The sequence below is a fragment of the Myxococcus sp. AM010 genome, assembly GCF_013372585.1.
GTDB classification, from domain to species: Bacteria; Myxococcota; Myxococcia; order Myxococcales; family Myxococcaceae; genus Myxococcus; species Myxococcus vastator.
This window is the reverse complement of the sequence record NZ_JABXEO010000028.1, coordinates 71,164-80,412: the sequence shown is the minus strand read 5'-3', so window position 1 is coordinate 80,412 and position 9,249 is coordinate 71,164. Positions and strand designations below refer to the sequence as shown.

Genomic DNA, 9,249 nt, shown 5'->3' with positions numbered 1-9,249 from the left:
CCCCTGGAGAAGCCGCCCCCCGCGCTGGAGTGCTTCTACGTGGGCGCGGTGTTGAAAGAGCCACGGTTGATGGCGCGGGACACCTTCCGCGTGTGTGACGAGCTGTCCCACATGGGCCTGCGCATGGCGCTGGCGCACGCGACGTCGGGACACGGCGCCAACGACGCGCTCTTTGAATCCTCGGAAGCCGTGAAGCGCGGCGTTGAGAGCGCGCTGCGGCAGCTCCCCTCGGAGCCCGTCCCCCTGGAGGCGGCGTTCCTCTCCATCTGCAGGGAAATCATGGTGCGGCGCATTGACGAGCGGCTCGTTTATATAAAGCGGGCGACGGAGCAGACGCCGGGGGCGTTCGACCTGACAGAGGAGACGCGCCAGCTCCTGGCGGAGCGCGTGGAACTGTTGGCGCTCAAGAAGCGTGTCCTGGAGGAGCTCAAGCCTGCCTCCTCGGGAACAAAGGCGCCCATGCAACCGGTTTGAGTTCGCGTTTGTAAGAAACCCTGACTTTGCGGTAGATCGGCCGGCTCGCCCAGGCCTCAAGCCCCTGAATTTGCTCAAGGAGAAGTACCCGAATGCCGACGCAGAAGCCCTCGAAGGCGTCCGTGAAGCCCACCAAGAAGAAGGTGGATCCGGTGATCCGCAAGAAGAAGGCTCCGGACGGTGCCGCGGCGAAGGGGGCCAAGACGGGCGCCGAGGAGAAGGAAGAACTCGCCGCGAGGGACGTCGTCGCCGAGGCGACGGAGAAGCTCAAGAAGAAGAAGAAGGGCGTGGCCCCGGCCATGGGCGATGACGTGGACCCGGAGGAGGCCGCGGAAGAGGCCGCCGCCGCCGTCCAGGTGGACCCCGACGCCGTCGAGGACGACATCGAGGAGGATCCGGTCGCCGAGCGCAAGGAGGTCAAGGACCTGCTCGCCGCGGGCCGTGAGAAGGGCTTCCTCACGTACGACGAGGTCAATGACGCGCTCCCCGCCGACATCGTGTCGTCCGATCAGATCGACGACGTGATGAGCATGTTCGGCGACAACGACATCGAGATTGTCGACGCGCAGAAGGCCGCTCAGAACAACGAAATCAAGCCCACCGTCACCGTCGAGGAAGAGAAGGAAGACGCCGACGAGGACGAGAAGGACGAGGACGACGAGCCGGGCGGCAAGTCGAACGACCCGGTGCGCCTGTACCTGCGCAAGATGGGCAGCGTCAGCCTGCTCACCCGCGAGGGCGAGGTCGAAATCGCCAAGCGCATCGAGGAGGGTGAGAAGGAAGTCCTCCGCGCGCTGCTGGCGTGCAAGGTCGCCGTCGAGGAGATCCTCGACATCGGCAACAAGCTGAAGACGGCCAAGCTGCGCGTGCGCGACGTCATCAAGGACGCGCCGGAAGAGGCCCAGGCCGAGGGTGCCGACGAGGCGCCCGAGGAGGTCGGCGAGGGTGACGCTCCCGCGCAGCTGGCGCAGAGCGAGCTGAACAAGATTGAGCAGATCTGCAAGCAGATCGAGCGCTTCCGCAAGTTCGCCCAGGACTGCGACGTCTTGGAGGAGGAGCTGTCCTCCAAGAAGAAGCTGACCGAGGTGCGCAAGAAGGAAGTGAAGCAGGAGATGAAGGACCTCCGGACCAAGATGATGGAGGTCCTGGAGGAGATGCGGCTCAACAAGAAGCAGGTGGACCGCATCGTCATCAACCTCAAGGCCCTCATCGAGCGCGTCGACAAGGCCGAGGACGAGCTGCGTGATTTGGAGCGCCGCTACGACTGCTCCATGAAGGAGCTGCGCCCGCAGCTGAAGGAGTCGCGGGAGAACCCCAACATCGGCAAGAAGCTGCAGAAGCAGCTCAACCTCACGCCGGAGCAGTTGGAGGTCCTGGACCGCGACGTGCGCACGGCGGTGCGGAAGATCAAGAAGGTGGAGGAGGAGGCCAACCTCCCCGTCGAGTCGCTGCGCCGCAACTACGACGCCATCCGGCTGGGTGAGCGCCGCGCCGAGCGCGCCAAGAGCGAGCTGGTGGAGGCCAACCTGCGCCTCGTGGTGTCCATCGCGAAGAAGTACACGAACCGCGGCCTGCAGTTCCTGGACCTCATCCAGGAGGGCAACATCGGCCTGATGAAGGCCGTGGACAAGTTCGAGTACAAGCGCGGCTACAAGTTCTCGACCTACGCCACCTGGTGGATTCGGCAGGCCATCACCCGCGCCATCGCGGACCAGGCCCGCACCATCCGCATCCCGGTGCACATGATCGAGACCATCAACAAGCTCATCCGCACCAGCCGTTACCTGGTGCAGGAGATTGGCCGCGAGCCGACGCCGGAGGAGATCGCGGAGAAGATGGAGCTGCCGCTCGACAAGGTCCGCAAGGTCCTGAAGATCGCCAAGGAGCCCATCTCCCTGGAGACGCCGATTGGCGAGGAAGAGGACAGCCACCTGGGTGACTTCATCGAGGACAAGAGCCTCGTGTCGCCGGCGGACGCGGTCATCAACATGAACCTGGCGGAGCAGACCCGGAAGGTGCTGGCCACGCTGACGCCGCGTGAGGAGAAGGTGCTCCGCATGCGCTTCGGCATCGGCGAGAAGTCCGACCACACACTGGAAGAGGTGGGCCAGGACTTCGAGGTGACGCGCGAGCGCATCCGTCAGATTGAGGCCAAGGCGCTGCGCAAGCTGCGCCACCCGAGCCGCTCCAAGCGCCTGCGCTCCTTCGTGGAGAGCTGAGCCGGGCTTGAGCTGAGCTGAAACGTGGGCCCCCGCTCCATTCGTGGACCGGGGGCCTTCGTGTTTCTAGAGTCCGGGGCCGTGGCGCTCCGAACGAAGACGAAGACACCGAAGGCCGAAGCGAAGAAGGCTCCCCCGCCCTTTTCGAAGGCGGTGTGGCAGGCGGTCCGGGCGATTCCGCGCGGGCAGGTGCGCTCCTATGCCCAGGTGGCGCTCTATGCGGGCCGTCCTGGGGCCGCCAGGGGCGTGGGCCGGGAGATGGCCACCCTGCCCCACCAGCCCGGGTTGCCGCTGCCCTGGTGGCGCGTCACGCGCTCGGACGGGACGCTGGCGCCCCAGGTGGCCCAGGAGCAGGCACGGCGCCTGCGGGCCGAGGGCGTGGAGGTGACGCAGCGCGGGGACACTGTCCGCGTGAAGGTGCCACGCGAGGCGCCGGCACCGGGTGTGGGAGCGAAGCGGAAGCGCTGAGGAGGGGTGGAACGACGCCCCTTGCCAGGACTGCACGCCCGGGGATATGCAATCCGTCACGCGGTTGGCTGGCGCATGAGGGCCCTTAGCTCAGCGGTTAGAGCTGTCGGCTCATAACCGATTGGTCCCTGGTTCGAATCCAGGAGGGCCCACTCCCCTCAATGCCTTGCAGTGCCTCGGGAATCTCTCCGGGGGTGTCTGTCCATTGAGCGGGCCCCGCTGAGTTCCGCCACCGTTGTTGAGCGCGACGACGCGCTCGTCCGTGACCTCCATTGCTTCACCCTCTGCCCACACCACCCCGTCTGCACGATGAGATGTGAGTAGAATTCAGCAGGCAGCGGCCCATGTCCAACCAGCGTGCCGCAAGACTCCCCGCTGCACTCGTGCCGGCTTGAAATAAACGCCACCGGTTCACCGCCCTCAATGGGCTGCCCCAAGAGGTTGCAGTCGTAGCATCCCGCCACCACAGACAGACATTGCAGTCGATAGTTGAAGAAGGCCGGATCCTCGTTACATCTGATTGAGACCTCCACCACTCGGGGCGGAATCGGTTCAGAACCGGCGTCGCAGCCAGCGTCCTGGCCATCGACGTCATCCCCTGCCACTGAGTCTCCGCATGCAGGACCAAGAGAGAGCAGCAGCTCAGGGAACAGCGCGAGAAAGTGAGTTCGCATGAGCAGGAGCCAACGCGCTGGATCGCCGGAGAGGCCCCCCAACGTCGAATCATTCGGAGGCGCACTCAGCGCCACTGAAGAAGTAGCCACCCGACGCGAATTGATCGGGGATTTATGCGTGCCAATCAGGCAGGGGGCCATCCCGTCCCAGCCACAAGATGCACCCGTGTGAGACCCCCCCGCTCCCGTGGGGCCACCGGCCGCACCAGATTCCGAACCACTGGCGCCCCCTGCGGGCCGCCCACCGCATCAAGGTGCCCAGAGACACTTGCCGCAACGGTGGGCGAGGAGTGTCCGAGGATGCGCTGAAGGACCGCCAGCAGCACCCGCGCATTGAGCAGCAGCGTTACCGTGGCTCCCCCCGACAAGCTGGGACCCGGTTCATCGCGGCCCCGGGCAGCGCGGCGAGGAGCGCCAGTACGCGCCTCAATCCTTGCAGCACGCTGCCGGGGCAACGCGCCTTCATGCGGGAGCTCTTCGCACCCGCATCCGGAAAGTCGCGCCGCCGCCTTCCGTGGGCAGGTGCTGAAGGCTGCCGCCGTGACCTTCCGAGATGCGGCGGGCGATGCCCAATCCCAGCCCGGTTCCACTCCACTGACCTTCCCGGCGCCAGAACGGTTCGAAGATGTTCTCTCGGTCGGACTCCTCGACGCCGGGGCCGTGATCGACGACGTCGACCGTGATGCTGGACGTGCTGGCCTCCATCCTGACAATCACCGTCCCGCCAGCGGGCTCGGCGCGCAGCGCATTGTCGAGCAGGTTGGCCAACGCCGACCGAAGGCCATCGGCCTGTCCCAGCACCATCTCGGAGGACGATGCGGCTTCCAGGGCGATGGCGCGTCCGCTCCGCAGCGCCAGCGGCGCCATGTCGCTGATCAGCTCACGCAGTTGCTGGACGATATCCAGCGCCCTCCAATCCGCCGGGGTCTGTCCCTGCATGCGGAAAGCCGCGAGCAGTTGGTCGACCATCAGCCCCAGCCGCGTCGCATCGCGCCGCAGGTCCCGCGTGGCGGGGCTGTCGCCCAGGGAGTCGAGCCGGGCGCAGAGAATCGCCACAGGGGTGCGCAACTCGTGCGCGGCATTGGCGACGAACAGTTGCTGGCGGGAGACGCCGCTCTCGAGCCTTTCCAACAGCTGATTGATGGCCGTGACGAAAGGCTTGATCTCCTTGGGCACGCCGTCGGGCGACAGCCGCTGGTCCAGCGTCTCGAGGCCGATGCCGGATGCGGCGTCGGCGGCCCTCGTGAGGGGTTGTAGCGCGCGACGCAGCATCAGTGGCAGCACGAGGACGGTGGCGAGAACGGCCGAACCCAACAGCTTCATCACGCGCGGAATCAGCGTCAGCAGCGCCGTGGGCAGGTCATCCAGTCCGAGGCGATTGCCGCTCGTCACGACGACCGCGGTCCCGATGCCGTGGACCGGGAACATCGAGACGTTCGCGCGCTGGCCCTCCCCGAAGGCGATCACCGGATCTCCGCACTCGCCGAGCAGTTGCACGCACCGCAGGTCGGGGAAGTGCCGGTACACGTCGTCGAGAGTGGGCGCCGGTTCGAGGTTAGCACCAGGCGCGGCCCAGCCGCGTGGAGCGATCGCTTGGGCAAGCGACTGCGATGAGCCGGGCACGAGGCGGCCGTCCACGTAGACGGCGTAGGCCAGCTGCGGACGGCGTGCCTGATAGGCGCGCAGCGCGCTTGAGGGCTCAATGCGAGGGTCGCCTGCCGGGTCCAGCGTAATCGACTCGGCAACGCGACGTTGGGAGGTCGCGGCGGACAGGTCGTCGTGCGAGACGGCGTGGGAGAACACCATCCAGAACAGCATCAGCCCGGTGATGACGATGAGCTGCGTTGCGAGGACGGCCGCGATCAGGCGCGGCGCCAGGGAGTCCGTCAGACGCTTCATGGCTCGTCAATCAGGTAGCCGACGCCCCGGACCGGGTGCAGCACCACACCCGCGCCACAATCCTCGAGCCGCCGTCGCAGCCTGGAGATGTGCGCCTCCAGGGTGTTGGCACTGGGCTCCTCGTCGAACCCGTAGACCTCCTTGATGAGGGTGTCGCGCTGGACGACCCGCCGCGCGCGGCGCATCAGGGCAGCCAGCAGCGAGGCCTCGCGCCTGCGAAGCAGCAGCGGCCTTCCCTGCACCGTCATCTGCCTGGAGCCGAGGTCGTACTCGATGGCGCCGCAGCGCACGGGCTGTAGCTGTCGCGCCTGTGCAGGCCGCCGCAGCACCGAGCGGATGCGCGCCCGCAGCTCGTCTGCGTGGAAAGGCTTTCCCACGTAGTCATCCGCCCCCGCATCCAGGCCCGCGACTCGCTCCGGGACATCTCCCATCGCGCTGATCACCAGCACGCCCGCCTCCGGCTGCCTGGCACGAATCTCGGGAATCAGGCACAAGCCGTCGCCATCAGGCAAGCGGCGGTCCAGCAGCACGATGGCGTAGGCGCCCAGGTGGAGCGCGCTACGGGCCGAGGTGACCGAAGCCACGACGTCGACCGAGAAGCCCTGGGACGTCGCTTCATTTGCCACCAGCCGCGCGAGTTCCGGCTCATCCTCGACAAGGAGCGCACGCATGAGACCCCTCCGTGACGGCGGACGCTACTCCTCCCGCAGCGAAGGCGCCGCGACAATCATCGGCTGTCAGGCTCGTGCAAGCCTACGCTGCCAGAAGAGAAGGGAAGGAGCTGTGCGATGCCCCCCATGCGAGCACCTGCGTACTGTCCCAGGACCGAGATGATGAACTTCTTCCGTAATTGTTGCCTGGCCATCCTCCTGACGAGCTGCGCGGGAACCCCCACGGCCAGGGAGCAGGCTGGACCCGGCAGCCGGCGCGAAGCGACCGCCATCGTCGCCAACCTGCGCCGAATCGTGACCCCCATGGGCGTGGAGCGGCTGGAGAAGATTCGCATCGGAGGGATCGACCAATGGGTCTCGATTCGCGGCGTCGACCGGGCCAATCCCGTGTTGCTGATGCTCCACGGAGGTCCGGGCTTCGTGTCGATGCCGACGAGCTGGTACTTCCAGCGGGGGTGGGAGGAGTACTTCACCGTCATCCAGTGGGATCAGCGCGGTGCCGGAAAAACCTATCGGGCGAATGACCCCTCCGCGGTCGCGGCGACCATGACGGCGGAGCGGTTGCTCGCCGATACCGAGGAGATGATTCGCTGGGCACGCGAGGAGTTCGGCAAGGAGAAGATCTTCCTGCTCGGTCATTCGTGGGGCAGCTTTCTCGGCCTGTCCGTCGCGCGACGTCACCCGGAATGGCTGCACGCGTATATCGGAATGGGACAGGCGACCGATGTCCTGGAGAGCGAACGGCGCGGATGGCGCTTTGCCATGGACAGGGCACGCGCAGCCGGAAACGAAGAGGCAATCCGGGAGCTGCAATCGATTGCGCCCTATGCGGCGCATGGCGCTGCGCTCGAGTTGCCCGTCGTCGCGATCCAGCGCAAGTGGCTCGGCTTCTATGGTGGACAGGTGTACGGGCGGACGGGTGGCCAGGCAGAAGCGGAGGGCTTCGCACTCTCTCCGGAGTACACGGATGCCGATCTGGCCTCGGTATGGACCGCCAACGAGCTCTCCGAGGAGAAGCTGTTCCCCGCCGTGCTGCGGGCCGACTTCAGCAACGTGACCCGGCTTGAGTGCCCGATGCTCCTCTTCAATGGCCGGCACGACTACAACGTGTCGGCGAGCGTCGCGGCCGAATGGTTCGAGCGCCTTCACGCCCCCATCAAGCACCTGGTCTGGTTCGAGAACTCGGCCCACGAAATCATGAACGAAGAACCGGGCAAGATGCTGCTATCGCTGGTCATGTACGCCCGGCCCATCGCCGAGGCGGCAGGCGATGCACCGAAGCCTGCCCCCCCGGGGCGCAGCCGCCGGGGCACGACAGGCCCGACACGCCCGCTGAAGTCCCCCTCCCACTTCAGCGGGCCCTGCGTCGGCGCGCCCATGTGAGCCGTCACGGCCACGAGCTCGAGCGTGGCGTGCGCTCGACGTCGAGCTTGGCTCGGCACGTCCCCTACGGATGCGCCAACGCGTAATCGATCGCCGCCGTGACGGCCGCCACCTGCGCGTCGCTGCACTGCGCGGGCGTCGCGCGCGGGCTGTCGGGGTAGACCTCGGTGGTCGTCACGTAGCGGGCGGGCGTGATGCCAGCGCACAGTCCGAGCTGGCGGAAGGCGTAGTGGATGACGCCCGGTGCGACGACGGGAGAGCCAATGATATTGCCGTCGGCGTCGGGCGGCGCGATGTGGGTGACCTTCGCGACCCCGGCGATGACCGCCTGCTGGAAGTCGACCTGCGGGTTCTCGGTGTCGCCCACGACGTAGAAGCCGTCGGGGGTATGGCCGGGCTCGAAGGGCTTGCCGTCGCGCGCGGCCAGAGCGGGGCGGAACTCCGCCTCGTCCGAGTCGGTGGTCTCGTGCAGGTCCACGTGCACGAGCACGCGGTCGCGCAGCGGGGCGACCAGCCGCATGAGGGCCGCCGACTCCTCCGCCGGGCTGGGCTCGCGGAAGGAGCGGTTCGGGTCGATGGCGTTCATGTTCCAGCGGTGGATCCGCTCGTAGGCCCACGGGCTGACGCACGGGACGACGAGCAGGTTGATGCGGCCCGCGTAGCCAGCCGCATGCCGCTCGATGAACTGCAGCGCGCCGTGGACGCCGCTCGTCTCGTAGCCGTGAACCCCACCCGTGACCAGCGCCACAGGCAACTCGTCGCGCCAGTCGCGGCTCGCGAGCGCGAACAGCGGGTACGTGTCCGGCGGGTACTCCAGCAGGCCGTACTGCCTCACGTCAAAGCGCGCGCGCAAGCGCTCTATCGCGCTCAGCACGTCGGCCGCGTAACTGCGCTTGCGGGTCTGGCGGGACCGCCAGGCCGTGACTTCCGCCTCGCCCCAGGGGCTTCCGGGGGTACCAATGGGGTACGGTGCAGTGCTCATAGCGGCGATTCTAGAGCAGGTTGCGGGTCGCTACCCGGGCTTCTCGTGTGTGACGTCAGGCGTTCGATGCAGCGGTGAGGCTCGAATCGTCTTCAGAATGTGCGCTCTGGGGAGCCTGCGCAGCACCGTCACCATGAGCAGTTCCGCGGCGATGAAGGCGCCGCCGAGCCACTCGGAATGGCCGAGCGTCGCGGAGAGGTCGGCGAGACGCCTCCGGATGCGTTCCTCGATCACGGGCAGGCGCTCCGCGCGCCAGCTCTTGTCGTTCTCCAGGAGGGTCGCAGCTTCGAGCTCGACGATGGGCGACTCGACCGTATTCAGCGCGGCAAACATCCACGAGTTCGTGCGCCCGAGCATAAGACGGAGAGGGACTCTTTTGAGCATCGCGGGCAGGAGCAGCGGGGACGAGGAGGGCCGCTGACGGGGATCGTCCGAGCTGTGTGCCAGGCAGGTGGAGCGGCCGCGCAGCCCCTTGAGGT

7 protein-coding genes, 1 tRNA gene and 1 pseudogene are annotated in these 9,249 nt (G+C 67.0%); 5 read left to right on the top strand and 4 right to left on the bottom strand.

Annotated features, from left to right (window positions below):
* The 4 genes and pseudogenes from HV826_RS15615 to HV826_RS15600 form a co-directional block, all read left to right on the top strand.
* Positions 1 to 474: pseudogene (locus HV826_RS15615) on the top strand (DNA primase); the annotation flags it as partial.
* A gap of 92 nt (positions 475 to 566) precedes the next feature.
* Positions 567 to 2,693: an RNA polymerase sigma factor RpoD gene (rpoD, locus tag HV826_RS15610; protein ID WP_176417810.1), complete on the top strand. Its 2,127-nt coding sequence runs from the start codon at positions 567 to 569 to the stop codon at positions 2,691 to 2,693.
* Between the two features lie 81 nt (positions 2,694 to 2,774).
* On the top strand, positions 2,775 to 3,161 hold the full coding sequence (locus HV826_RS15605) for an MGMT family protein (RefSeq protein WP_368670932.1): 387 nt from the start codon (positions 2,775 to 2,777) through the stop codon (positions 3,159 to 3,161).
* 79 nt (positions 3,162 to 3,240) lie between these two features.
* A tRNA-Ile gene (locus tag HV826_RS15600) sits at positions 3,241 to 3,313 on the top strand.
* 984 nt (positions 3,314 to 4,297) lie between these two features.
* Here HV826_RS15600 and HV826_RS15595 read toward each other — a convergent pair.
* Both HV826_RS15595 and HV826_RS15590 read right to left on the bottom strand, forming a co-directional pair.
* Complete coding sequence (locus HV826_RS15595; protein WP_176417808.1) at positions 4,298 to 5,734, bottom strand: HAMP domain-containing sensor histidine kinase; 1,437 nt, start codon at positions 5,732 to 5,734, stop codon at positions 4,298 to 4,300.
* Positions 5,731 to 6,405: a response regulator transcription factor gene (locus HV826_RS15590; protein ID WP_176417807.1), complete on the bottom strand. Its 675-nt coding sequence runs from the start codon at positions 6,403 to 6,405 to the stop codon at positions 5,731 to 5,733. Before HV826_RS15590 ends, HV826_RS15595 begins: the two co-directional genes overlap by 4 nt.
* 159 nt (positions 6,406 to 6,564) lie before the next feature.
* Here HV826_RS15590 and HV826_RS15585 point away from each other — a divergent pair, with 159 nt between their 5' ends.
* A complete protein-coding gene (locus HV826_RS15585) occupies positions 6,565 to 7,788 on the top strand; it encodes an alpha/beta fold hydrolase (protein ID WP_255217247.1) in 1,224 nt (407 codons plus the stop codon).
* Between the two features lie 64 nt (positions 7,789 to 7,852).
* Here the strand turns inward: HV826_RS15585 and HV826_RS15580 are convergent, their stop codons facing one another.
* Both HV826_RS15580 and HV826_RS15575 read right to left on the bottom strand, forming a co-directional pair.
* Positions 7,853 to 8,770, bottom strand: coding sequence for a M14 family metallocarboxypeptidase (locus tag HV826_RS15580; RefSeq protein ID WP_176417806.1), 918 nt, complete (start codon positions 8,768 to 8,770; stop codon positions 7,853 to 7,855).
* Between the two features lie 30 nt (positions 8,771 to 8,800).
* Positions 8,801 to 9,103: a hypothetical protein gene (locus HV826_RS15575; RefSeq protein WP_176417804.1), complete on the bottom strand. Its 303-nt coding sequence runs from the start codon at positions 9,101 to 9,103 to the stop codon at positions 8,801 to 8,803.
* Positions 9,104 to 9,249 lie beyond the last annotated feature (146 nt).

What these genes read in the sequence shown, in the direction of transcription:
- rpoD (WP_176417810.1), top strand. Translation starts at nt 567, where the DNA reads ATGCCGACGCAGAAGCCCTCGAAGGCGTCCGTGAAGCCCACCAAGAAG.
- HV826_RS15595 (WP_176417808.1), bottom strand. Translation starts at nt 5,734, where the DNA reads ATGAAGCGTCTGACGGACTCCCTGGCGCCGCGCCTGATCGCGGCCGTC.
- HV826_RS15590 (WP_176417807.1), bottom strand. Translation starts at nt 6,405, where the DNA reads ATGCGTGCGCTCCTTGTCGAGGATGAGCCGGAACTCGCGCGGCTGGTG.
- HV826_RS15585 (WP_255217247.1), top strand. Translation starts at nt 6,565, where the DNA reads ATGATGAACTTCTTCCGTAATTGTTGCCTGGCCATCCTCCTGACGAGC.
- HV826_RS15580 (WP_176417806.1), bottom strand. Translation starts at nt 8,770, where the DNA reads ATGAGCACTGCACCGTACCCCATTGGTACCCCCGGAAGCCCCTGGGGC.
- HV826_RS15575 (WP_176417804.1), bottom strand. Translation starts at nt 9,103, where the DNA reads ATGTTTGCCGCGCTGAATACGGTCGAGTCGCCCATCGTCGAGCTCGAA.